The following is a 25,033-nucleotide window of genomic DNA, read 5'->3' on the forward strand; positions in this document are numbered from 1 at the left end:
AATGAGTATAATAATGGCTTGTAAAAAGGATAGAAATCCGGTAATCGAAACCATTGACGATCCTAACTCTACAGAGCTGCTTACCGATACGCTTTCCACCAAGCACATCGAGTATTTGGATAGCCTTCAATCGGCAACCGTGCTGTTGGACAGCATGCTATTGCCCAATGGGATGACCATAAAAGAATTTAGGGAATATATGGAAAACAACAAACGAACCAATAACAGAGTACAAGCAGAAAATGGCCCGCAATTGATCAAGAACAAAATTATCATGGATATGTTGTTGAAGGGGTATGAACTGAATACGAGAAGTAGCTTCGTGAAGCCCGACGAATCGACGAGTAGTAATCCTTATCGGCCGGCTCAGCCTAACGGAATTGCTTATGGCTACGGGAATAAAGACTACAGCAAAAGGGTAAATCCGGCGGGTCCATGTTTCGAAGAGGTGTATGGACTGGATTGTTCGGGCTACCTCCAACAACTCGTTTTCAATGCCGGACTTACTGCGTTCCCAAGTGGAACCAGCGATATACAAGGTTCGGAGGCGACGTGGAATGCGATGTTCGAAAAAGATGAAAAATACAAGGACTTAAAGATGAAGGACTTCGGTCACCTAGCTATTAAGGATTTACAAACCGGCGATATCATCGTTTGGAATGGGCATATCGGGATGATAGGAGGCAGTGGTGCGGGGTCATTCGTGTTGAATTCCAATGGATCGGCGGCACTCTCTTGCCTAGACCCTAATTCGGGGGTTCCCGATTATAACTGCATCAGAAAAGAGCAGGAAAAGAATAGGGGCTTAGGGAGAGGTCCCCGAATCGTGCCCATTACCGATGCACAGAGTAATTCTTGGTTTGGGAAAAATTACAGAATACTGAGAATAACCACCCGAATTGAAGGCAATTGGAAGATCCTCGGGCGCTGCACAGGAAGCTCCTATGATGCCATAGATTTTAATATCGTGATTAAGTCTGATTTGAATCAAAATGATACGGACATTAAATATACGGTTTCAAGCCAGGGGCTTGATTATGATGGGACCCCCTATAGCTTATCCATAGAAGGGGTGTATGACTCAGAGAAAAATATACTGAAAGGGGATATGACTTTCACTTTTGCAGATGATACAGAATATCGGAGAGTCGACCGTTTTGAAATCGCCCTTAAGACGGATGACACCGGTTTTCATCAAACCACCAAAGTGGTGAATAATGGTGGATGCGATATTGATTTACGTTTTGTAAATCTGCAAAATGAAAACCTGAGGACCTTTGTCCCATTTAAAAATCAGGTGAAAAGCACCGGCCTGCTTTCCAAATCGATTTAAATTTTTCTTCGACGATACTAATAAATGGTAAGAGCCCAGCTGAAGATTTTGGGTAAAACCATGGGGGCGATGAATGGCTTGGGACCTTCCTCAAGCCATTCATCGCTCATTCTAGGATAGATCGGTAGACCGCTAAATAGAAGTAGTTTACAGCGTTTGGATAGAGATTTTATACTGGTTCATTCGCCGGAGGGCCCACAGATCGGTCAATAATAGAAATAAGCCCATCAAGGCGAAACCTGTGGCAATACCCTTGGAATACGGTGCCGCTAGCACTAACCGAGAAGCGACTCCGGCCAGTAAAACTAGCCCCCACGTTAGTTGAATTTTGGTATGATTGTTCTTTTCGGCAAGCATCCTTTGCTTTTCCCTCTTGAGGGTCTCCCCACTGGCTTTTTGATAGGCCGCTAATAGTTGCTGTTCTAGCTGTGGCCGATTTTTTATGGTAAAACCCCCGTAAAACAATAGGATAAGGGATAGTAGAGCCATAGGTAAGGCCATACCCTGATAAAATAATTGTGGAAGCATCCACAAAATAAAAGACGCAACTGCCATAAAACAACCAAGCAGGACCAGCCATTTGGCATCTTGTATGGTCTGTTGGATCCAATTTCTTACTATCGATCTAAAATTCAAGGGTATGTTATGTTGTTTTCTTTTCTAAACCCCAAAAATACTCAATAAATGTGGGTAGTGGAAAATTGGACCTAACTTTCGGCGACTTATGATGGCGCATTAGTCCCTTACAGGCATAGTGTTGAAACCCTGTTTTTCCCCATAACGACCTGCTATTTTACCTGCGGAAAAGGACCTATCTCGATTGTTTTATTATTTCCGATAGGGGTTGAGAGGGCTTGAGTTGTATTATGAAATAGGGGATGGGCAGCGTAATTGAGGCAATTGGTTCTCGCTACATTAAAGCCGAAATAAATACGTTTCAATACGCCAATTCGTTACTCTGGCATAATAATTTTTCTCCAACTCCGTGGTGGTCTATCGAACGAAGATGGCGACTATAGGAAACTTAAAATCATCGATAAACTAGCTTATGTGGATTAAAAAATCAGGAATCGGTTTCATGTTTATGGCTCTGTCTGTCTTTATAAGCCAGGCTGCCATGGCTCAAGACAAGGAGAATGAAAAAATCAAAGCTTCCATTGAAGTATTGGATAGTTTTGGTGAGATGGAGGAGAATATTCCTTCTCAATTATTGTCCATTTCGCAGGGGATTATCATCGTGCCCAAGATGATCAATGCCGGTCTGATGATCGGTGGAAAACGGGGTAAGGGCATTGCTATGATCAAAAATGAGGATGGTAGCTGGAGTGATCCCATATTTGTTACCATCACTGGCGGTAGCGTAGGAGCTCAAATTGGGGTTCAAGCTACCGATCTTATTCTGGTATTTAAGAATAGCAAAACTTTAAGAGAGATCGGAAAGGGCAGTTTTACTCTAGGGGGTGACCTGTCGGTAGCGGCCGGTCCGGTGGGGCGTAGCTCTTCGGCCCAAACCGACTATAAATTGGAAGCGGAAGTGTATTCTTATTCCCGAAGCAAAGGTTTGTTTGCGGGGATTACGCTAAATGGTGCCGTGCTGGCAGTAGATGCCAAAGCGGATGAAGCATTTTATGGTACTACTTCCGACGCCCATACCATTCTTACATCCTCTAACAGCGACTCCGCATTATTGGTTGATTTGAAAGAAAGACTTCAAGGCCTGAACCAATAAGTGGTGCAGGGACGGGCAAAGGTCGTTTTGGGTGGTAGGGAGTTAACGCTACGACCCAAAACGACAACAGGTATTAATATGGTTACAGCAGCATCGACCCGCCTTGAAGTTTACCCGTCATCACCTAGGGGCTTGAGCCCTTAGGGAGGAGGCCCTAACGATTAGCTCGGTGTCAAGTTTTACGAACTGGTCGGTAGGGCCCGATGCTTCATTCGCCAATAGGGCAAGGATTTTTTTTGCCGCCAATCTCCCTATTTCTTTGGTAGGCTGTGCTACCGTCGTAAGGCCCGGCTCTATATAGGCCGATCTGGGGTCATTACTATATCCTACGACCCCTAGTTCTGCTGGAACCCTGATTCCTTTGGCTCTCGCCGCCAGGATAATTTGAATGGCCGACGGGTCGTTGATGGCAAATATGGCATCAGGAGGCTCGGCCATATCCAAAAAATGTTGTGCATATATTTTGGCCGTTTCATCACTGAGGTCGGTATGCAGGATCAATTCGTTCAGCACGGGCAAGCCGTTCCTGGAGAGGGCGTCGATATATCCTCGTAACCGCTCTTGGCTCAGGGTTAAGTTTCGGGGGCCAGCCATATGTGCAATCCGCCGATATCCTTGGCCTATAAGGTGCTCTACCGCTGCAACTGCTCCTTGGTAGTCGTCGATTACTATTCTTTGTGCCATGATTTCTTCGGCATAGCGATTGAAAAATACCATAGGGATTTCTCTTTTCTCAAAGGCCTTAAAATGCTCGTAATGATTGGTTTCCTTGGTCATCGAAACGATGAGGCCATCGATGCGACTGGCCAATAGGGTGGCGGTATTGGAGATTTCATCAGCGTACGATTCATTGGACTGCATAATAATCATCCTATAGCCGGCTTTGGTGAGTATTTCTTGAGCACCGATGATGACCGTCGGGAAAAATACATGATTGAATTCTGGTACGAGCATGCCGATGATGCGGCTTTGACTCTTGACAAGGTCATAGGCTACCTGGTTGGGTTGGTAGTCCATTTGCTGTGCCATTTGAATAATGGCTTTTTTGGTGTCCTCATTTACGTCGGGATGGTCGTGAAGTGCCCTGGAAACGGTTGAATTGGCCACTCCTAGCGCCCTAGCAATGTCTTTGATGGTGGTAGGGCGGCTCTTCCTGCTCGTCGGCGATGGCTTTAAAGTGCCTCCCAAGGTGAAATGGAAAGAGCAATCCTTACAATAGTATCTTTGCTGTCCTCGTAAAAATCCAGCCTTAAGGATGGCCTCTACGCGATTACATTTTAAACATTTGATCATGGCTTTTGGCTCTCTACAAATTTAAGAGTTCGTGAGTCTCTTTTCGCTTCCGCATATAGGCTAGGGGGCCTAAAAGTAAAGGTTCCATAGCATGGCGATAAATTGGAATATTTCGGGTTGTTTTAAGTCGGAGATATTTAGAGTTGCTCAGGGCTGTTGACCCTAAAATCAATTACGATTCAAGATAGGTAAAATTAAAACCTATCGCAACTCGTACCGCAAACGTTTGTGATAGAAATAGAACTGTCCGTTGACAAAATTTTACATTTTGGCTATCTATTATTCTATTTTCTGGCTATAGCTTCACAGAGATAACTCCTAGGTCGAAGGCCAAAATGATGGGCCTAAGAGGAAGATGTTGGCCCTAATTGGATTTTTTGAATAAAATACCCTGTGGTATTTCATTCAGAAGCTATCCGCCTAGAGGCTGGTTGGTCTATCGAGAAATATGGCCTGTCAAATGGCCAAAAATATATTAATTCATGAGCCCCTTAGACTACCTCGTTATTGTTATTTTTTCGGTGATTATTTTGGTTTCGGGCTTATCGTTCAAAAACAGCGGGACGGACATGAAATCGTACTTTGCCGCGGGAGGTGAGGTGCCATGGCCGATTAGCAGTCTATCCCTGTTTATGAGTTTTTTTTCGGCGGGTACTTTTGTGGTATGGGGCTCTATTGCCTATCAGTTAGGCGTGGTGGCTATTAGCATCCAGCTCACCATGTGTGTGGCGGGCTTGCTGGTAGGCGCCTTTATAGCGGGTCGATGGAAGCGGTCCGGAGCGCTTACGGCGGCGCAGTTTATTAAGGAGAGACTGGGGGCTAAGGCTCAGCAATTTTATACCTACATCATTCTATTCTTGTCGCTGGCATATACAGGAGCCTTCTTATATCCTGTGGCCAAATTGGTGCATGTTTCCACGGATATTTCAATCCATTTATCGATCATCGTTTTAGGCTTGCTAGTGATCGCCTATACGGTAGTAGGAGGGCTTTGGGCGGTTATTATCACCGACGTGCTGCAATTTGTGATACTTACAGCGGCGGTTTTGATTGTAGTTTTTTTGTCATTGAAGGATATTGGGCCCGTCGATGCATTCTTAGCGTCGGCGCCAGAGCATTTTTTTAGTCCAACCGCCGGGGAGTACTCCATGACCTTTATTCTGGGTTTTATGATCTATAATCTGATTTTTATTGGAGGAAACTGGGCCTATGTTCAGCGTTATACATCGGTAAAGGACGAAAAATCGTCCAGAAAGGTGGGGTATTTATTCGGTATGTTGTATCTGGTTAGTCCGTTTATATGGATGTTACCTCCGATGATCTACCGCATTACCAACCCCGGATTAAGTGGGTTAGAGAATGAAGGAGCCTATTTATTGGCCTGTAAGGAAGTGCTTCCAGTGGGGATGCTAGGACTGATGCTGGGCGGTATGATCTTTGCTACGGCGAGCTCGGTCAATACGACCCTCAATATGGCGGCAGCAATACTTACCAACGATGTTTTTAAGCCCATGCGTCCAGGTGCTACAGAGCAGGATTTGATGCGGTTCGCTAAGTTGGCAACCTTATTTTTTGGGCTTGCGACCATCTGTGTGGCGCTGCTCGTTCCGGCTGCGGGAGGTATTGTGGAAGTAGTCCTTACCGTGGGGGCTGTAACGGGCTGTTCCTTATATGGACCTCCTATATGGGCACTTTTTTCGAAACGGCAGTCGGGAAGGTCCATCATGACCATTACGATCCTAAGCTTGGGGGTCAATCTATTTATGAAGTTTGCCTCCCCTGTGTTACTAAGCTTCTCATTCAGTAGGGCTCAGGAGATGCTTTTTGGTGCTTTGGTGCCTTTTATACTATTAGGGGTATATGAGTTTATGCTTTCACGGTCGCTAAAAGAAAGTAGCGATTATGTTCATTACAAGTTCCTGATAGACCAAAGAAAGCAGTTGGATGATAATACCCCCGCTGTTCAGTCCGAGAGTAGTCAAAATCGGTATGGTCTTAATGTGCTGGCCAATACCCTCTTGCTGATCGGCCTGCTGATAGTGGCCATAGGTTGGTACAATTCCGATTCCGTTCTACTGGTTACCCTGGTAGGTGGAGCCATTATCGTTTCGGCCTTGGTGATAAGCCCTCGAATATCCTTAACCAAATCATAAATAGTTAGTCTTGGATCTGGTCCCATGGAGGGGTCGATACCGGGTGCTAGTGAACCCATTATTATGCTAATAGAAGAACCTAAAGCTAAACGAGAGACAAAAAGAATACACCTAACCCACCAACTGGTCGTTACTGGCGGAGGACTGTCAGGGGTATGTACGGCCATTACCGCAGCGCGAGCTGGGGTGAAAGTAGCCTTGGTGCAAGATCGGCCCGTTTTGGGAGGCAATGCTTCCAGCGAGGTAAGGTTATGGGTGTTGGGAGCCACCTCACATATGGGTAATAACAATCGATGGGCTAGGGAAGGGGGCCTTATCGACGAGCTATTATTAGAAAATGCCTATAGAAACCCAGAGGGCAATCCTAATATACTGGATACCATTTTATTAGAAAAAGTATATCTGGAGGAGAATATCACCTTACTGCTCAATACGGCAGTATATGATTTGACCAAGCATGAGGACGGACGTATTGCCACATTAATGGCCTTTTGTAGCCAAAATGCCACCCAATATGAGCTTTCCGCTCCTTTGTTTTGCGATGCCTCAGGCGATGGTATTGTCGGTTTTATGGCCGGAGCAGCATTTAGGATGGGGGCAGAAGCGATGGAAGAATTTGGTGAGAAGTTTGCCCCGTCCCAGGAATACGGTGAACTGCTGGGGCATTCTCTTTATTTCTACTCGAAAGACACCGGGGCTCCGGTGCGCTATGTAGCACCAGCCTATGCCTTATCGGACATCAGCAAGATTCCCCGTTTCAGGAGTTTTAAGTCTAGCGATTTTGGCTGTAGGCTGTGGTGGGTAGAATACGGTGGACGCCTGGATACCGTGCACGACACCGAAACCATTAAATGGGAGCTATGGAAGGTGATTTATGGCGTTTGGAACCATATTAAAAATTCAGGGGAATTTCCCGAAGCCGAGAACTTAACGCTAGAATGGGTGGGGACTATTCCCGGTAAAAGGGAAAGCCGGAGGTTTGAAGGCGACTATATGCTGAAGCAACAAGACCTGATCGAACAAAAAACATTTGACGATGCGGTGGCTTTTGGTGGGTGGAGCATCGATCTGCATCCGGCCGATGGCGTTTTTAGTGAAAAACCTGGCTGTAACCAGTGGCATTCTAAAGGGATTTATGGCATTCCTTATCGGTGCCTTTATAGTCGCAACGTCGACAATCTTTTTGTGGCGGGGCGTATTATCAGTGCCAGCCATGTGGCCTTTGGCTCAAGCCGAGTGATGGCCACAGCTGCCCATGGGGGGCAGGCCATTGGTCTAGCCGCCGCACTAGGACTGAAGTACAATATGCTACCTCGTGAAATAGGTAAAAATCATATACATGAATTGCAGCAGGATCTTCTGAAAACGGGACAATACATTCCGCATCTAAAGGTTGAAGATCCAACAGATCTTGCGCAACAGGCCAGTACTTTGACGGCGTCGTCGACTTTGGTGCTCCAGGAGTTGCCCCATAACGGTGCTTGGGAGCCTTTGCATTTTTCGGCGGCTCAAATGCTCCCCTTGGCTAAGCGTCAGATGCCTGCTATTACTTTTAAAGTGCGGGTTCAGGAGCCTACGGTGCTAGAGCTTCAGTTAAGAAAAAGCAGCAAGCCTTTCAACCATACGCCAGATGTTACCCTAGAGGTGCGCACCCTAGAGGTGGTACCAGGGCAGGACAGCTACCAGGTCGACTTTGACTACTTTTTCGAGGAGCCCTGCTATGCTTTTGTATGTTTTATGAAAAATGAAAGGGTGAGTTTGGCCTATAGCAACAAGAGAATAACGGGGATCTTGTCGGTATTTAATACCACCAATCCTGCTGTATCCAATTATGGCAAACAAGAGCCCGTCGAGGATGTAGGAGTAGAGGCATTCGAATTTTGGTGTCCTCTTCGAAGGCCCGAAGGCAAAAATATTGCCCTCCAACTCGACCCTCCTTTAGAAGTATTTTCGGTGGAGAACCTCACCAATGGAATACAGCGTCCGGTATCTAGTACCAATGCCTGGGTAGGAGCCTATGACGAAGGCGTGTCGCAGATTGTCCTTGCCTGGGAGGAGTCCCAGACCGTTGGGCGGGTGGAGCTTTTTCTGGATGGTGATTATGATCATCCTTTGGAAACGGTACTCATGAAAAATCCAGAGACCCGAATGCCTTTCTGTGCCGACAACATCACCCTGTTAAATGAAAAAGATCAGGTGCTGGCTATAATTACTGACAATTATTTGAGTAGGAGAACCGTAGAATTTGATAGCCCACAAAGGCTGCACGAGTTGAAAATAGTAGTAGAGAATACGGCAGAGGATGTTCCCAATGCATTATTTGAAGTCCGTTGCTACTAATTGATTTTCTATGAACTACAACAGTATTTTTAGGCTTTGTTGGCTTTAGTGTTGTCGTCGGGACCGCCGTGGGGGTAGCTCTAGGATCGAGTTTGGAAATTTCGGATTGTGATTTTGTAAAAATTTTTAATACAACCTTTGATTAACGCAGTACTATTTTAATGAAATAACCATGAAAAAATTAACCTTATTATTTTTGCTGAGCATTTGCGGAGCTTATGCTCAAAAGCCGACTACCGTGATGGTGGAAGCTGAAAGTTTCAAAAACAAAGGAGGCTGGGTAGTAGACCAACAGTTTATGGATGTGATGGGGTCCTCGTTTTTGATGGCCCATGGAATGGGTAAGCCGGTAGCAGATGCCAGCACAACGGTAAGTTTTCCCAGCAAAGGAAAGTACAAAGTATATGTGCGTACCCGTAACTGGTCGTCCCAATGGTCGAAGAAGGAGGCAGCAGGGCAGTTTCTGCTATCGGTCGATGGTAAAACCCTCCCCAAAACATTTGGAAAAGACCATGCCGAATGGGCCTGGTCGGAAGGCGGAACGGTGAAGATTTCGAAAAAGGAGGTAATCCTATCTCTTAAAGACCTTACGGGTTTCAATGGCCGTGTCGACGCTATCATTTTCACTAACGATCCAGCCTTTAAGCCTACCAATGACGTAAAAGCGCTAAGTGACTTTAGGAATGATTACTTCGGTTTTGACCGTAATCCCAAACTTGCCGGAGACTTCGACTTTGTGGTAGTGGGGGGAGGAATGGCCGGCACCTGTGCGGCTATTGCTGCTGCGCGTAATGGGGTTAAAGTGGCTTTAATCCAAAACCGACCCGTACTTGGAGGTAATAATAGTTCGGAGGTTCGGGTACACCTTGGGGGGCGCATTAACCTAGAGCCCTATCCTGCATTGGGGAACTTGGTCAATGAAATTGGGCCCAAAGAAGGAGGGAATGCCCAGCCTAAGGATTACTATGAGGATGATAAAAAAATGAATGCCGTTCTCAATGAACCTAATATCTCTTTATTCTTAAATCATCATGCCAATTCGGTAGAGACCAATAATGGTACCATCGAAAGTGTTACTGCGACGAATATAGAAACGGGTGAAAGGGTGATTTTTAAAGGGGCTCTCTTCGCCGATTGTACTGGCGATGGTACCATCGGGATCCTAGCAGGGGCAGAGTATATGATAGGTCGGGAAAGCCAATCGGTGTATGGCGAACCTACAGCACCAGAGGTAGCCGATAACCTAACCATGGGAGCCTCCGTACAGTGGTTCTCCGAGACCAAGGACACTCCGGCAACTTTTCCAGATATTCAATGGGCGCTACCTTGGGACGAAGAAAAATCGGAAGAGATTACCAAGGGTGATTGGGAATGGGAGACTGGTATGGGCTTGGATATGAAACTGGATTTCGAACAAATTCGTGATTATGGTATGCTGGCCGTTTATTCTAACTGGAATTACTTGAAGAACCATTCGAAAAATAAGGAAAAGTTTGCCAAGGAAAGTCTACGTTGGGTGGCATTTATAGCCGGTAAGAGAGAGTCGGTAAGGCTGAAGGGTGATTATGTATTAATAGAGCAGGACTTAACGATCCCACGGGTGTATCCCGATGGTACCGCCCCTACATCGTGGACGATCGATTTGCATTATCCAGACCCTGAAAACTCCAAACTTTTCCCTGGAGCGGCGTTTAAGTCTATTGCCAAGCACACCAAGATTTATCCCTATCCTATTCCTTTCCGTTGCCTTTACTCCAAGAATATTAACAATCTCATGATGGCTGGTCGCGACATCAGCGTGTCGCATGTGGCCTTGGGAACGGTAAGAGTCATGCGTACCACCGGAATGATGGGCGAAGTAGTGGGTATGGCGGCTTCGGTTTGTAAAAAGGAAAATACTACACCGAGAGGGCTTTATCAGAAACATTTCGATCAGCTAGAAGCCTTGATGTTGAAAGGGGTAGGCGACCCCACTTTGCCTTATATCCAAGGGTATAATAATGGTGGAACCTTAATGGAAATCAAAAAGAAATGAGGTGGTTGCTTGCACAAATACTACTCCTGTTGACCTTGGGCTCCTTCCAGATGAGAGATCATCTGGAGGAGCCCTCCTTTAGCATAAAATTGGAGGATGGGGGTCGTTTTGATGTATATGCCTTAAAAGATGGAAATGGCTTATTGGATGGTTATAGGGCTCATATCAAAGCTCCCGTATGCGAAGACCGGCTTTGTTATGATGTTAATGTGATTTTTTATTGGAACCTTAATGGCGAATTTCTACGCTACGAGGTATTGCCCCATGACCCTCTTACCAAAATGGATCATGAACCATTTTTGCCCGAGGATTATAAGAAATTACAAAGCATCCTGACCAGTCAGGACCTGAGCTTCGTGAATATACCGAAGGACGAATTGGTGACAAAATCGGATAGCTCGGAGGTGGATGGTTACACGGGCGCTACCAAGTTGACCGTAAAGAAGGAAGTGATTGAAGGGGCCTTGTACACCTGTTATACCCTTTGGCATATTGCAAATGGTACGGTGGTTGAGTCTATAAAGAGTCATACCAAAAATGCGTTTAGTAAGGAGTTGATTAGGAAAATCATAGCTCAAGACAATCAGACGGCACATTATTTTCTGATCAATAACCTCAATTCGAGTCAGTTTGCCGAAAATTTGCCCGAAATACTCGGTCTGATGACCAGTAGTAAGGGGTATTTTAGTAAGAATACCATAGAGAAGATCCCTAAAACACTTTTCAGTACCGAACCGTTACAGGACTTTATTGTAGCTAACTATCAGGAGCTCGACTATTACACCCAGCTGGCTATTCTTAAGAAGCTCGATAATCAACGACAAAGCGGTAGCCTTAAGCAGTTTTTTATTGGACATATAGATCCGAAAAATAGTTTTCAAAATCAAAAGCTTATCGGTCTTGTACTACAAAACATTGGTCCAGAGGAGTTTGGTCTTTTGGTGGGCCAGTTGCAAGCCACAGGCGTGGGTGTTTCCGAAGAAAACTTCCAAGCCTTACAGCAGGTCAATGAGCAGTTAAAGTTAAATATATCGATGATTCAGAAGCTGTAAATGATGAAATTGATCAAAACCATCTGTGGAATGCTGATACTGGCCTTGGTTGGTTCCGTGGATATCAGTTTGGCCCAATCCCAGCAGAAGGGCTATGCTTTAAAGCTGGGCAAGGTGCCTATGTCGGCCAAGTTTGTCAATGACACCATGAGTATTTGGGGCGCCTCTCTGATCAAAGGCGGCGATGGCCTATATCACCTCTATTATTCTCAGTGGAAAAAGAGTTTGGGGTGGGCATGGGTGACCGACTCCGAAATAGCGCATGCCGTATCCAAAAGTCCTTTCGGTCCATTTACATTTCAAGATGTGTTCCTACCTAAGCGTGGGGACGAGTATTGGGATGGCCTTTGTACCCATAACCCGACCATTCACCGATTTGGTGGTAAATACTATTTGTACTATATGGGCAATACTGGCGATGGAGTGGTGACTGGTACTCCAGGTAAGGAAGCTCTGAACTGGACGCATAGAAACAACCAGCGTATTGGCGTTGCGGTTGCCGATAATCCCAATGGTCCATGGGAAAGGTATGATCAACCGCTTATCGATAACAGTTCGGATAGTCTCGCCATCGATGCTTTAATGACATCAAATCCCTCCATGACGCAAAGACCGGATGGTACGTATTTGTTTATTTATAAGGGGGTTGGTATGCATTACCCCCTGCCTGGGGGAGGACCGGTACTCCATTGTGTGGCTACTTCCGATAGTCCTGTAGGCCCAATAAAAAAATACGATGTGCCCATCTTCGAAGTAAAAGGAGAGCGGTTTCCGGCTGAGGATCCCTATATCTGGTATGAAGAGAATAGGTATAGGGCTATTGTTAAGAAAATTAGCAATGCAAAGGACCCTGTTACTGGTAAGATGATTCGAGGTTTTTCATTGGTTTTATATGAGTCGGCCGATGGTTTCGACAGGAAGCTAGCGGAGGATTACCTAATTTCGGATCGGACCATTACCTGGGAAAATGGCCATTCGGAGCGGTTGGTGCACCTAGAACGCCCGCAAGTGTTCTTTGAAGATGGCCGTCCTACTGTATTGCTCTGCGCAGCCGACTTTCTAGACGCCAACGGCGTGCGACAGTCCTTTAATCTTCAAATTCCTTTGATTCGTAAGTAAAATCTTCAAATTTATAACGGTTAGGAATTACAAGCTAGTCACGATTCAAACGGCCTGGTTTGCTTCATTTTAATTCATGAAAAAGATGAAAAAACAATTTAAACCTACATGGGCTTGGATGGGCCTTTTATTGATTTGTGGAGCTAGCTCTTGCTCCCAAAAGGCTAGCCCCAAGCTTACAAGCCAGGCGGCCGATGCTTCTGTGGCTAAGGTCTTTCCGCATAAGATGCCTACCGAGAAGCCCGACTTTCCGATGAGTGCGGCCATGGAACGCATGTTCGACTACCCTGCTCCTAGGGTCCACGATAATGAACTTTTTAGTCAGTTTAAATACACCCGACTAGAGGGGTTTGATTACCATGGAGGCGATGGGACCGTATCGAGGCGCGATCCTTCCCGTCCGATATTGGTGAACGGGACCTATTACATTTGGTACACCAAAAGAGATACCAAGGTGCCTCCTATAGGCTGGGATAAGGCTGCCGAAGTGACCGACGAGATCCCATCGACCGATTGGGACCTTTGCGATATTTGGTATGCCACCAGTAAGGACGGTATTACCTGGGCCGAGCAAGGCGTAGCCGTTGCTAGGCCACCAAAGCCTAGCCCGGGGTGGCGCTCGGTATGTACCCCCGACATACTGGTATGGAAAGGAAAGTACTATTTATACTATCAAGCTTTCAATGAGCCCAGTGGGCTAAAAGGAGATTGGTGCCCAGTGTCTGTGTCCTATGCCGACTCCCCCAATGGTCCCTGGACCCATGGAGGCGACGAGGTAATTCCCTTTGGCAAAAAAGGGGAGTGGGATCAGGATGCTACCCACGATCCATTTCCTATCGTATACAAAGGGAAAATTTATCTGTATTATAAAGCGGCCTATAACAAATGGCCCGACGATCGCAAGCATTATGCTGTAGCCCATGGCTTGGTTACGGCCACCGATCCACTAGGGCCATTCACTAAGCACCCCCTCAATCCAGTGCTTAATTCGGGCCATGAAACCACCTATTTCCCCTTCAAAGGAGGTGTTGCTGCGTTAGCCATTAAAGATGGGAACGAAAGGGAAACCATTCAATACTCCGAGGACGGTGTCAACTTTCATATTGCATCGGTGGTGTCCTTGACTCCCACCGCTGCTGCGCCTTATGCCGCCGATATGTTTACCAACACCTCCGACGGGCGCGGTATTACCTGGGGGCTATGTCACTTTGTGAATGCTGGTGCCCCTAAAAAGGGGTATTCTATTATTGCTCGCTTCGACTGTGACCTAAGTTTGGACAATAACGATCCCCGATTCAAAGATACTGGCGTATGGCATAAACCCGAAGTGTATTTCCAACAAGGAATCAACCACGATCACGCTCCCGAAAAGCGCTAGTGGGCCATGCTTAGAGCCGGTAATGCTAGAATTGTTTAATAAGATACTGATATGATACCATTTAGTGTTTCTTAATAAATTTAAGTTTGTGTGTGGTTATTGCTGGAAGTAGATATCAGATGGGTCTCCGTGGCCCAGCTGATACCTTCCTAATGATGATTGTCGACGTAAGGCCATAGAACTTAGAACTTAAGAAAGTATCAGATGAATGAAACATTTTAGCCCTAAGTCGTTTTACCTATTGATGCTGGTCATTTTTGTGTTCCACAAGAATGGGTTCAGTCAGATTGCCCTATTAGGCGATAATGCTCCATTCGCTAATAAACTTGATGGTGATTTTAATGCCGTCTGGGCGAGTTGGAGAGCCGCTAAGCAGTCACCCTATTGGACCACCAGGGTAGTTAAAGGCAACGAACCCATGGGAGTCCATGAAGGAGCCTTGTTTAGTATGAATGAGCTGGGAGTTGCCGAGTCTATGAGGCTAAGCGGTACTGCCGATTATCCTGAGCCTAGGGTAGGGGATGTTTGGAATTGGAGTTTTGGTGCCGACTTGGAGTATATCAGTAAGGGGACGATTTCACTCAGTTTGGTTTTTGCTGATCATGAGCAACTCTTGGCAGAGAAAGTTGCCCTTCATGGTTCCGATAAAGTCATAGAACATTTTTCGGGAACTTATACCCTCACTGCCCAGGACGTAAAAATGGGCTTTCCCTTTGTTAGAGCTACTTTCTATTCGGGGGAGGGTATCAAAGTTTTTTTAGATTATGTCAACATCAATGTTGCTACTCCTGAATTGCCCGCTCCGGTGCTAAGGGGGGAGGCCAGCAAGGAGGGGGTTCTGCTCCAATGGGAGGATAACCTGGCCGCTACAGCAACAAGCTATGCCATTTACAGGTCTACCTCGGAGAGGGAGGGTTATCAAAAAATTGGAGCTTGCGCGGCTCAGTCGTTTCTTGATACTACCATTGTGAATGGTATCAATTACACCTATGTGCTTACCAAGTCGGCAAGGGAATCCTCGAGGTCCAATAAGGTCAACATTCGGAGACTCGACCGGGATGCGCCTGCCCCTCCGCAGGATTTGGCGGTACAGGTCTACGATACTGAAATAAAACTGATGTGGTCGAAGTCTGTCGACAAGGATGTCTCTCATTATGCGGTGTACCGAACCGATGCCCGAGGTGGTAATGCCGTTGAGATAGCTCATCATTTGAAGCATAATTCCTATTTGGATTTTACTCCGGAAAAAGGTGTTGAGAACATATACACGGTATATGCTTATGACTATAGCGGAAATAAAAGTGCGGCTTCACCGTCGATTAAGTCCAAGGTGAAGGCGGTGTTTGGGGCTTCCTTTAGTGACCTTATATTGCCAATGCCCATTCATAAAGGGCTGCGTTCCGATGTATGGGGTGCTCCTGGCGTAGTACCGAGGGACCCCGACAATGGCATTGAGGACAAGGATTGGTCCTATTGGGGAGGGCGACCCGTTGAAGATCCCGATGGTCAGTACCATATGTTGGTGACTAGGTGGCCAGCTAATGCTACCAAGGGGCATTGGGAGTGGCCCAATTCGACTGTGGCGCACGCCGTAGCAAAAAAGCCCACCGGGCCCTACCTAGTCAAGGATACGTTGGCCTATGAAGCCCACCAGGGCTATGGCCACAATCCAGATATTATACTGCTCAATGATGGGACTTTTATGCTTTATTCTTTAATAAATTGGGAGCCCACTTTATTTACTTCAAAAAGCATGAATGGGCCGTGGAGTCGCCTTGGAGTGATCACCATCGATACCCTCAATCTTAGGGATAACCCCAGTTTATTTTATCGGTACCAGAGAAATTTGTCGGGGGTGCATCTCGACGATGGAAGGTTCCTCTTTGTCACCAAGGCGGGGGCGATGATGATTAGCCAAGGGGTCGATCCTTTGGGGCCTTATCGTGTGCTTACCAAGGCGCTGGAAGGGAGTTGGGTCATTCCAGAAAAATATAGAAACTCTAATTATGAAGATCCAGTAATATGGAAAGATGATGTTCAATTTCATATGATTATCAATGCCTTTTTGGATTATAGGGCCATCTATCTCCGCTCACCCGATGGAATCCATTGGAAGTTCAACCCTGGCACTGCCTATACCCCCAATAATACCCGCTATCAGGATGGCACCCAAACGCATTGGTATAAGCTAGAGCGTCCTCACGTGTTACAGGATGGATTGGGCAGAGCCACGCATTTATCCTTAGCGGTCATAGACGTACCCAAGGCCGACGATTTGGCAAGGGATAACCATAGCTCGAAAAATATCGTAATCCCGCTGACCGTACCCAAGCAGATTAGGCTTCTTACTAAGGAACCTATCAATAAAAAGATCAACATAAAACTGCTGATTAAATCTGAAAAGGGATTTGATGCCCAGAATGATATAGACTTAAACAGCTTACGTTTTGGAGCATCTGAAGAGGTAGATTTTGGTAATGGAATGGTGATGGTTAAGGCTAAAAAACGGGGAAAAGATTTGTTAGTTGTTTTTGGTAAAGAGGGCCATGGGCTTACTGAAAAGGATTTTACCGGCAAACTTTTAGGGTTTACAAAAGAACATCAATTGATATTGCGATATGTAAAACTTATGAGTAATCTAAAATATGAGGAGTAAATATTATATTATCAAAATGGCCTTTGCTTTAAGCCTATTCCTGGCCGTTCATTCCCTGCTCTATGGGCAGCAAAGTGTAAGCAGGAGGCCAAATGTGATACTGATTCTGACCGACGACCAAGGCATTGGTGACTTAGGTTGTCATGGAAATCCATGGTTAAAGACGCCTAACATCGATTCTTTTTATGAGCATGCAGTTCGGTTTACTAATTTTCATGTGAGTCCGATGTGTACCCCAACCCGTGGGGCCTTAATGACCGGCCGATACCCCATCCATAATGGAGCTTGGGCTACCTATAAAGGCAGGGATGCTTTGTCGGAACGGGCTTATACCATGGCCGATTTATTCCAGAGAAATGGTTACGCAACCGGGTTGTTTGGAAAATGGCATCTGGGAGATAATTACCCTGTGAGGCCTACGGATTCTGGATTTGATGTCGCCCTACACCATCTGGCAGGCGGTGTAGGGGAACTGTCGGACTATTGGGGGAATAATTACTTCGATGACGTATATTTTATGAATAATAAGCCGGTACAATTTAAAGGGTACTGCACCGATGTCTGGTTCGATCAGGCTATGAGATTTATGAAATCAAAGAAGGATGCCCCATTTTTCGTTTATTTGCCTACCAACGCCCCGCACACTCCTTTGTACGTCGATCAGAAATATGCGAAGCCTTATCAAGCGCTAGAAAAGGAGCATAAAATTGTGAGTGCCGATTATTATGGAATGTTAGCTAATCTTGACGAAAATTTTGGAAAATTAGAGGCCTTCTTAAAGGAAAATAACTTAGCTGATAATACTATTCTTATTTTTATGACAGATAATGGTACGGCCAATGGGATAAGTCAGGATGGTACAGTAGGATATAATATGGGTTTGCGAGGCCGAAAGGGGGACCAGATCGATGGAGGCCATAGAGTCCCGTTTTTTATACAATGGATAGAAGGGAATATCCATGGCGGCTGGGACATAGAGCAAGCGGCGGCTCATGTAGACTTGCTGCCTACCCTCGCTAATTTGTGCCAGATCGATCTTCCTAGTGATTTATTATTGGATGGTGTGAACCTATCGGCACTGATGCAACACAAGGGGGCTAGGATCGAGGAGAGAAATCTATTTATCCATTATCGACAGGATTGGCGACCTCCCACGGACATAGACAATACTTGTGTGATCATGAACCAGTGGCGATTAGTCAATGGCAACGAACTCTATGACCTGTCGAAGGACAGAATGCAATTGGAAAATGTAGCTGCCAAGTATCCTGAATTGGCCCAAAGGATGAGGGACGAGAATGCGGGTTTTGTTAGATCCGCCAAAACTACTACCGAATATACAGAGTTTCCAGTGGCTGTATTAGGTAACCCAAGCCAAACTGAAATCAAACTTACTATCCAACATGCCATCGGGGAAAATCCGGGCTTTTGGAAGAGCGAGCAAGTGGCAGAAGGATTAAAATGTGGCAATAATACCCATGCTATTAAAGTGGAGAAAGAAGGGATGTACCGCATTGCTTGCAGGAGATGGCCCAAGGAATGCTCAGGGCCAATATTAGGAATTCCCTCCAAAAATCCTAAAAATTGGTTCTCCTATAAGGCTATTACCCCCGACAAGGTCAGGATTCAAGTGGCCAATCAGATGTTGGAAAAAAACATTGGCCCCACTGATGAAGAGATAGCTTTTGAGGTATACCTCGAAAAAGGGAAAACTTTTTTAGTAAGCGATTTTATTGAAGGTAAAAATAGATATGGCGTGTATTATACATATATCACAACACTGCCTGAGAAGCCTTAGACGGCCATTTCCATTCCGTTTGTCATGGTCCCATTTGGTTATTCTCGAGGTATCGGTGCTTTAATAGGCGCCAATACCTCAAGGTTTTTCTCAATGCGATACCGCTTTGAGCCCTATGATAGAGCCGATCAGGGTGATGATAAAGAATATACGCCAAAAACTGGCGGGGTCTTTAAATACGAAAATCCCCATTAATACGGTTCCTACTGCACCTATGCCGGTCCACACCGCATAGGCCGTGCCAATGGGCAGTGATTGTGTGGCCCTGATCAGCAAGGCCATACTAATAGACAGTGATAATAAAAAGCCAATATACCACCTGGTGGCCTCTGTGCCAGTGGTTTCCTTAGCCTTTCCCAAACAAGAGGCGAAGGCTACTTCAAAAAGTCCGGCGATAATTAAGATAATCCAATTCATGCTGTTAATATTTAATGGGGCAAGATCGAGAAGATTTTCTAGATATACTCGGAAATGAAGCGGGAAATTGGACTATTTTCACTACTGTCTTCTGTGTTTTTTTCAAAGACATTCAGGGATAGCCAGTTGGTACGTCCTGCCTAAAGAAAAACTCCCCGGCGCATATGCACACGGGGAGTCTTAAATGCTCAAATTCCAGGAAAAGAAAGTTAATTGACAGGGGTCAGCTTACCATCCTGGATTTTGAACAAGGTTAGGGTTTAGGTTTATTTGTGTTGTGGAAATGGGTTGAAGGTAATTTTTAATGGCAAATCGGCGGTTGGAGGCCAGTTCCGAAATGATGGCACCCGGCTTGGTGGTTGCTATACCTGGGTAGGTTGAAACTGTGATTTCCGACTGCAGAATATTGGCCTCCCCATAAGACGCTTTATTCAGAATAGGGTTGCCTGTATTGGGGTTAATGGCCGTAGAGTACTCCGTTTCTTCCCCATTATATTTGATATAAATACCACAAATCGGCTGTCCTGCCATTTCATCTTGTGCGATTCCCCACCGGCATAAATCTGTGATGCGCTGTCCTTCGCCATGTAATTCTATGGCTCTTTCTCTCCGTATTTCTCCTAATAAGGTTAGGTCACTATATGGGGCGATCAGGGCATGGGTGAGGGGAGCTACTCCGGCCCGATCTCTAACCACGTTGATAGAGTAATTGAGGTCGGCATCCGAAATCTCTCCGTTACCTAGCTCTGCAGTGGCTTCCGCATAGATCAAATAAATTTCGGCCATTCGGATATGGAGGTAGTCGGCTGACTCTTGGTTGGTAACCCGGTCGTTGCTTTCCGTCCCAAATTTGCGGCTATTGTATCCCCACGATCCATTCAGATTAGGGATATATTGGTAGGTAGTAGAGGCTAAGGTAGTGATATCGATGGCGTAGTTAGAGCCGGCATTGTTAGAGCCCCATCCCCAGTACCAGTCCATAGGCTTCTGTATGGTGGAGGTAAGCCGGTAGTCGCGATTCTCGTATTCGGAGGTCATGGTCTTATATCCTTGGAATAGGGGAGAGTGCTGAACTGGCAAGCCGTCGGTACACAGGGCCATGTCCATATATTTACGACTTGGCTTAGCGGGTTTGGAGTGGGTGAGGTTGGTGCCTCCCCGTCGCAAATTAAAGTCGTATACACTCCTAAATATAGCTTCATGATTAGACGCCTTGGTCAACCCATTGGGGTTGGAGCCGGCATCTTCCAAATTGAAGAGATAGTAATAGCTCGTATGGGCATACATTTCTGGGTTAGCCACTCCACCAGCCGTAACCGACTCCATTCCTTTCCAGAGCGAGAACTGCCCCCCGTCGATGAGCTCTTTGGAGAGGGTCTTGGCTATGGTCAGGTATTCTTTGTATTTGTTGGCATCGTAGCCCGCCGAACCGGCTCCAGCGCTGGTGCCATCTCCATCGGTGGCTGTCTTTACATATTTTTCCCAGGTACCTTCATATAGGGCTATGCGGGCCTTTAAGGCTTTGGCGGCTTCAACAGTCACATGGCCATCGTTAGCGGTGCTCGCCTTAGTGACGGCCCCTTTGGTAAGGTTTTCGATAGCCGCATCCAGATCCTTCATGATTTGGGCCATTACCTGATAGCGCGACGCCCTGGGGCCAAATACAATTTCAGAACTTGGGTCGGTCACTTCTGTGGCAATGGGTACTCCACCAAAGCGTTTTAGCAGGAAGAAATGATGCCAAGCCCTGAAAAAGTAGGCCTGACCGGTGTAACCGGCTATTTCGTCCTTATTGGGATAAGCGTCGGTTTTGGAAAGGAAAACGTTGACCGTCCGCAACCATGCATAGGCTTTGTCCCAGTATTCGTCGGTCGTGGTGGCGGTATTGGTGCCGCTACCGTCGGCGGTGGGTGCCGAGCTCATGTCCGATCCATTATCGAAATTGATGGCATAGGTGGTATTACCGTTCCACGCATATACATTGGTATGCAGGTTGTCGGCGCCAGCCTTTATTTCCGCTACAGTCTTGAAATACGCCGCTTCGGTGACGGAAGCCTGCGGGTTTTGGTCGAGTATATCCGTACAGCTCGTTGCGGAAGCTAGCAACATGATGGCGGCAACAATATTTTTATTTATGATTTTCATATTCGTTATTTCTAATGGTTAATTAAAATCCTAGATCGATGCCGAATGAAACGGTACGGGAATACACATCGACCTTTCCTTGTCCCGAAGCGGCCTGACTCTCGGGGTCAAAACCATCTTTTACGTTATGAAACTCGAATAAATTGTCGCCCGATACCCATAGTCTTAGTCGGTCCAAGCCTAGTTTCTTGATGATCGGACTTGGTAGGGTGTAGCCTAGGATCATCGATTTGCATCGCATATAGGAGATGTTCTGCACGTTATAGTCATTCACTTTGGTATAGTTCCAGTCATTTCTACTGCCGTTTCTGGTCAGTACAGGGAAGGGAGCGTCGGTATGATCGGGGCTCCAGGTCTGTCCTAAGAATATCCGATTTTGGTTGGTCCAGCTCCAGCGGAAAGGTGCCGACATTTTATCGGTTCGTACCAGGTATTGCTGGCCTACTCCTTGGAAAAAACTCGTGAAATCGAAACCCTTGTAGGACAATCCTAGGTTAATTCCGAAGGTGTAGTGCGGATTAGCATCCCCATAATAGTCGAGGTCGTCGGTGGTAATGGCTCCATCCTTATTCATGTCGACCTTGGCTGCGCTACCGGGAGTCAGTCGATTGGTAGTGCCATTGACCGGAATAAAGGATCCGCTGCCGCTATGGGCATTATAATAATTGGTTACTTCTTCTTCGCTTTGAAGGAATCCATTGGTGCGGTATACATAGATAGAGTTGAGAGGCTTTCCCTCCACTACGCTATTGGTTCCGGCATTGATAGCCACTGATCCATTGTACTTAGTAACTTCGGTTTTTGCATCCGATAAGGTTACTCCTACGTTATACCGCAAGTCCTTACCGATCCTATCCTGCCAGGCAAGCATGGTCTCGAATCCCTTGGCCACGAAATGACCATCGTTGGTAAAGGGCGAGCCCGTTCCCAATGTCGATGGGTAAACCAGCTTGACTAGCATACCCTTATTTTTACGGATAAAGTAATCGAAGGACCCGCTTAACCGATTTTGCAATAGGGTAAAGTCTACCGCAAGGTTGGTAGAGGCTACTCGTTCCCATGACCTGTCACGTACCGATAGGCCACTCACCCAGGCTGTTTGCGTTTGGGTGGGGGTGGTGCCAAATATGGTGGTACCAGTGCCAATTCCCGAAACGTAGTCATAATTGCCAATACCCGACAGGGACCCAAGTTCACCATATGATGCGCGCAGCTTCAGGTTATCGATTAGCCGCTGATTTTGCATGAATTTGAACTGGGTAAGCCTCAAACCCGCCTCGGCGCCTACGAAATCGGCCCAACGGTTTTCTGGAGCGAGCTTAGAGGACCCATCACGACGGTACTGTACTTGTAATAGGAGGGTCTCTTTAAAGTCATAATTTAACCTACTCAAATAAGATACCAGTGCCCAGGCGTTGGAATTGCCCGAATTGTCGTCGTAGGTGGCATCCCCGGTATTGATGGCGTCTAGGTCGTTGGAGGCCATATAGCTCCTTTTGGCATAGAGGTCGTCTCCTTGTTCCATTTCACTCGTTATACCAGCCAAAAAGGATAAGTTATGTCCACTTAAAGATTTGTTATAATTCAAAAAGCCTCCGTAGCTGTTATACAGGTTCCTGGTGTTGGTATTCGTTACGTAAAGGTCGTTGGGCTTAGTTTGGAAAAAGATATTATCTGGTTTGCCAAGTTCTCCTTCCCAGTCGTACATCGTTACCTGGTTACCGCGTTCTATTTCTATTCCATTGCGCTCCTTAATATTGGCATTGGCGGTAAGGGAAAGTCCTGCCAAGGGGCGTATAAATCCCATATCGATGGTGGCCTTTCCCGCCAATCGGAAAAATGTTTCGGTATTGTTAATCCTACCGCCTTCTATAAGCTTAGCCAACAGGTTGTTAGAGCCAAAGGCGTCATAAAAGTTGCCAGCTGGGTTGTAGAGCGGGAAGATAAACATGTCCTGAATTCCTTCTCCGACTCCCCGCGTGGGGGTGCTAATTAATCTTTTGTCATATGATAGATTGGCCTCTGTTTTGATCCATTTATTGACGGAGTAGTCGAGGTTGGTTCTGAAGTTGTATTTCTTAGTGCCGTCGTATACCACATCGACCAAGGAACGGTCATTGGCGAAGCCTAGAGAGGTGAAAGTTCTGATTTTGTCAGTACCTCCAGAGAAGCTTACGTTATGGTTCTGCCCCCAGGTGTTGCCATAAACGGCATCAAACTGATTGGCGGTAGGGTCTAACCTTAGCTTGCCATCGCTTCTCCAAAAGGCTTCATTATTGGCCAAGCGCTGATATTCTTCTCCTGTAAAGAGCCACCAGTTGTTTTCTGATCCTGAGGCTACTGCATCATTGGTGTTGGCAATGATATTCATCTGCGCCCACTCTTGGCCTGATGCTACAGGGAATCTTTTTCCAATGTAATTGAGGTGTGCGCTGCCTGTGTATTTTACCTTCACCTTGCCTGTTTCCCCTCTTTTGGTGGTCACGAGTATAACTCCACCGGCCGCTCGAGTACCATAAATGGAGGCCGCAGCATCCTTCAATACCGAGATGCTTTCAATATCGTTGGGGTTGATTTGCGATAGCTCCCATTGATAAGAGGCGATTCCGTCGATGACGATCATAGGGCTTACTGCGTTCACCGATATGCCCCCCCGAAGTGAAATGCTCGTGCCTTCGTTGCCAGGTCTTGACGAACTACGGGTGATGGTGAGGCCTGGTACCTGGCCTTGAAGGGCCGCGGCAGCATTGGTAGTGGCTCGGCCTTGCAGCGCTTCATCTCCACTTACCTGAAATACAGCTCCAGAAAGTGTCGATTTCTTTTGTGTCCCATATCCTACAACCACCACCTCTTCCAGTGACTTAGTATCTACTTTTAGGGAAACATTGACCGTCCCTGACTTGGTAACGCTAACCTCCGATGGTAAAAATCCTACATACGAAAAGACTAAAACGGCTGCTTGCTCGGGCAGTTGCAGGCTGTAGGTCCCATCTACCCCCGTGGTAGTTCCCTTGGCTGTGCCTTTGATAGCAATGCTCACCCCTGGCAAGGGAAGGTTGCTCTCGTCGGTAACTGTCCCGGTAACTGTCCACTGATAGGAAGCCTGTGGAGCGTTTATTTCTGTGGAGGCTGCGTCCGATCCAATTTTTAGGACTATCCGATCCTTGATGAGTTTGGTGGAGATGCGGTCGGGTTTGAACAACTCGGCCAATACTTCCGATACCGTTTTGTTCTGCAACGAAAGCGATACCAGGCGCTCTACTGGTAGCGACTTGGGGCTGTATACGAACTTGACGCCCGACTTCGCTTCGAGCATTGTCAGCACCGTTTTTATTTCCTTCTGCTCGACCGACAAGGTTACTTTTTGATTCAATAGCTCCTGTGCGTTGACCTCATTCCCATAAGAGTAGGTCCCTGCAATGGCCGCAAGCAGTATTTGTATAAATGAGAGTTTCATAATAGTACCTATTGGTGCTATGAATTGTCTTGTTTTTTTCATTGCTTTGTTGTAGTTGGATTTGGAATGGTTCAACAATAGGAGCCCAGGCTCATTTTTAGAAATGAACTACGCTTGTTCCACAAGTT

General features: G+C 46.3%; 15 protein-coding genes. 10 read left to right on the forward strand and 5 right to left on the reverse strand.

The window, feature by feature from the left end; translation table 11 throughout:
- The first annotated feature begins 1 nt into the window (after position 1).
- Positions 2-1,333, forward strand: coding sequence for a hypothetical protein (locus CLV98_RS11800; RefSeq protein WP_146202266.1), 1,332 nt, complete (start codon positions 2-4; stop codon positions 1,331-1,333).
- 147 nt (positions 1,334-1,480) lie between these two features.
- Here the strand turns inward: CLV98_RS11800 and CLV98_RS11805 are convergent, their stop codons facing one another.
- On the reverse strand, positions 1,481-1,822 hold the full coding sequence (locus CLV98_RS11805; RefSeq protein ID WP_146202267.1) for a hypothetical protein: 342 nt from the start codon (positions 1,820-1,822) through the stop codon (positions 1,481-1,483).
- 559 nt (positions 1,823-2,381) lie between these two features.
- On the opposite strand from CLV98_RS11805, the gene CLV98_RS11810 reads away from it, so the two are divergent.
- Positions 2,382-3,062: a lipid-binding SYLF domain-containing protein gene (locus CLV98_RS11810; protein WP_109674536.1), complete on the forward strand. Its 681-nt coding sequence runs from the start codon at positions 2,382-2,384 to the stop codon at positions 3,060-3,062.
- Positions 3,063-3,182: 120 nt separating this feature from the next.
- Here CLV98_RS11810 and CLV98_RS11815 read toward each other — a convergent pair whose 3' ends face one another.
- Positions 3,183-4,355 carry a LacI family DNA-binding transcriptional regulator gene (locus tag CLV98_RS11815; protein WP_109674537.1) on the reverse strand — a complete coding sequence of 391 codons (1,173 nt, stop codon included), beginning with the start codon at positions 4,353-4,355 and terminating at the stop codon, positions 3,183-3,185.
- A gap of 482 nt (positions 4,356-4,837) precedes the next feature.
- On the opposite strand from CLV98_RS11815, the gene CLV98_RS11820 reads away from it, so the two are divergent.
- From CLV98_RS11820 to CLV98_RS11855, 8 genes are all read left to right on the forward strand, one after another.
- Positions 4,838-6,508, forward strand: a complete 1,671-nt coding sequence (locus CLV98_RS11820) for a sodium:solute symporter family protein (RefSeq protein ID WP_109674538.1) — start codon at positions 4,838-4,840, stop codon at positions 6,506-6,508.
- Entirely contained in the window at positions 6,509-8,848 is a 2,340-nt protein-coding gene (locus CLV98_RS11825; RefSeq protein ID WP_374755188.1) for an FAD-dependent oxidoreductase, read from the forward strand. It abuts the gene before it with no gap.
- A gap of 172 nt (positions 8,849-9,020) precedes the next feature.
- Positions 9,021-10,883, forward strand: a complete 1,863-nt coding sequence (locus CLV98_RS11830; RefSeq protein WP_109674540.1) for an FAD-dependent oxidoreductase — start codon at positions 9,021-9,023, stop codon at positions 10,881-10,883.
- Positions 10,880-11,935, forward strand: a complete 1,056-nt coding sequence (locus CLV98_RS11835; protein ID WP_109674541.1) for a hypothetical protein — start codon at positions 10,880-10,882, stop codon at positions 11,933-11,935. Before CLV98_RS11830 ends, CLV98_RS11835 begins: the two co-directional genes overlap by 4 nt.
- On the forward strand, positions 11,936-13,054 hold the full coding sequence (locus tag CLV98_RS11840; protein ID WP_158281239.1) for a glycoside hydrolase family protein: 1,119 nt from the start codon (positions 11,936-11,938) through the stop codon (positions 13,052-13,054).
- Between the two features lie 85 nt (positions 13,055-13,139).
- Entirely contained in the window at positions 13,140-14,432 is a 1,293-nt protein-coding gene (locus CLV98_RS11845) for a glycoside hydrolase family 117 protein (protein WP_158281240.1), read from the forward strand.
- A gap of 208 nt (positions 14,433-14,640) precedes the next feature.
- The gene (locus CLV98_RS11850) at positions 14,641-17,088 is read left to right on the forward strand and encodes a hypothetical protein (RefSeq protein ID WP_109674542.1); all 2,448 of its coding nucleotides are present in this window, start codon (positions 14,641-14,643) and stop codon (positions 17,086-17,088) included.
- Positions 17,078-18,886 (forward strand): arylsulfatase, encoded by a 1,809-nt coding sequence (locus CLV98_RS11855; RefSeq protein ID WP_229203335.1) that lies wholly within the window; start codon positions 17,078-17,080, stop codon positions 18,884-18,886. Before CLV98_RS11850 ends, CLV98_RS11855 begins: the two co-directional genes overlap by 11 nt.
- Positions 18,887-18,976: 90 nt before the next feature.
- Here CLV98_RS11855 and CLV98_RS11860 read toward each other — a convergent pair whose 3' ends face one another.
- The 3 genes from CLV98_RS11860 to CLV98_RS11870 form a co-directional block, all read right to left on the reverse strand.
- Positions 18,977-19,303, reverse strand: coding sequence for a DMT family transporter (locus CLV98_RS11860; RefSeq protein WP_109674543.1), 327 nt, complete (start codon positions 19,301-19,303; stop codon positions 18,977-18,979).
- A 228-nt stretch (positions 19,304-19,531) separates the two neighbouring features.
- Entirely contained in the window at positions 19,532-21,448 is a 1,917-nt protein-coding gene (locus CLV98_RS11865) for a RagB/SusD family nutrient uptake outer membrane protein (RefSeq protein WP_109674544.1), read from the reverse strand.
- A 22-nt stretch (positions 21,449-21,470) separates the two neighbouring features.
- Positions 21,471-24,905, reverse strand: a complete 3,435-nt coding sequence (locus CLV98_RS11870) for a SusC/RagA family TonB-linked outer membrane protein (RefSeq protein WP_158281241.1) — start codon at positions 24,903-24,905, stop codon at positions 21,471-21,473.
- Between the last annotated feature and the right edge of the window lie 128 nt (positions 24,906-25,033).

The organism is Dyadobacter jejuensis (assembly GCF_003149085.1).
GTDB classification, from domain to species: Bacteria; Bacteroidota; Bacteroidia; order Cytophagales; family Spirosomataceae; genus Dyadobacter; species Dyadobacter jejuensis.

Coding starts and splice junctions, on each gene's coding strand:
- CLV98_RS11800 (WP_146202266.1), top strand. CDS start 2: ATGAGTATAATAATGGCTTGTAAAAAGGATAGAAATCCGGTAATCGAA.
- CLV98_RS11805 (WP_146202267.1), bottom strand. CDS start 1,822: ATGGCTCTACTATCCCTTATCCTATTGTTTTACGGGGGTTTTACCATA.
- CLV98_RS11810 (WP_109674536.1), top strand. CDS start 2,382: ATGTGGATTAAAAAATCAGGAATCGGTTTCATGTTTATGGCTCTGTCT.
- CLV98_RS11815 (WP_109674537.1), bottom strand. CDS start 4,355: ATGATCAAATGTTTAAAATGTAATCGCGTAGAGGCCATCCTTAAGGCT.
- CLV98_RS11820 (WP_109674538.1), top strand. CDS start 4,838: ATGAGCCCCTTAGACTACCTCGTTATTGTTATTTTTTCGGTGATTATT.
- CLV98_RS11830 (WP_109674540.1), top strand. CDS start 9,021: ATGAAAAAATTAACCTTATTATTTTTGCTGAGCATTTGCGGAGCTTAT.
- CLV98_RS11835 (WP_109674541.1), top strand. CDS start 10,880: ATGAGGTGGTTGCTTGCACAAATACTACTCCTGTTGACCTTGGGCTCC.
- CLV98_RS11840 (WP_158281239.1), top strand. CDS start 11,936: ATGATGAAATTGATCAAAACCATCTGTGGAATGCTGATACTGGCCTTG.
- CLV98_RS11845 (WP_158281240.1), top strand. CDS start 13,140: ATGAAAAAACAATTTAAACCTACATGGGCTTGGATGGGCCTTTTATTG.
- CLV98_RS11850 (WP_109674542.1), top strand. CDS start 14,641: ATGAAACATTTTAGCCCTAAGTCGTTTTACCTATTGATGCTGGTCATT.
- CLV98_RS11855 (WP_229203335.1), top strand. CDS start 17,078: ATGAGGAGTAAATATTATATTATCAAAATGGCCTTTGCTTTAAGCCTA.
- CLV98_RS11860 (WP_109674543.1), bottom strand. CDS start 19,303: ATGAATTGGATTATCTTAATTATCGCCGGACTTTTTGAAGTAGCCTTC.
- CLV98_RS11865 (WP_109674544.1), bottom strand. CDS start 21,448: ATGAAAATCATAAATAAAAATATTGTTGCCGCCATCATGTTGCTAGCT.
- CLV98_RS11870 (WP_158281241.1), bottom strand. CDS start 24,905: ATGAAACTCTCATTTATACAAATACTGCTTGCGGCCATTGCAGGGACC.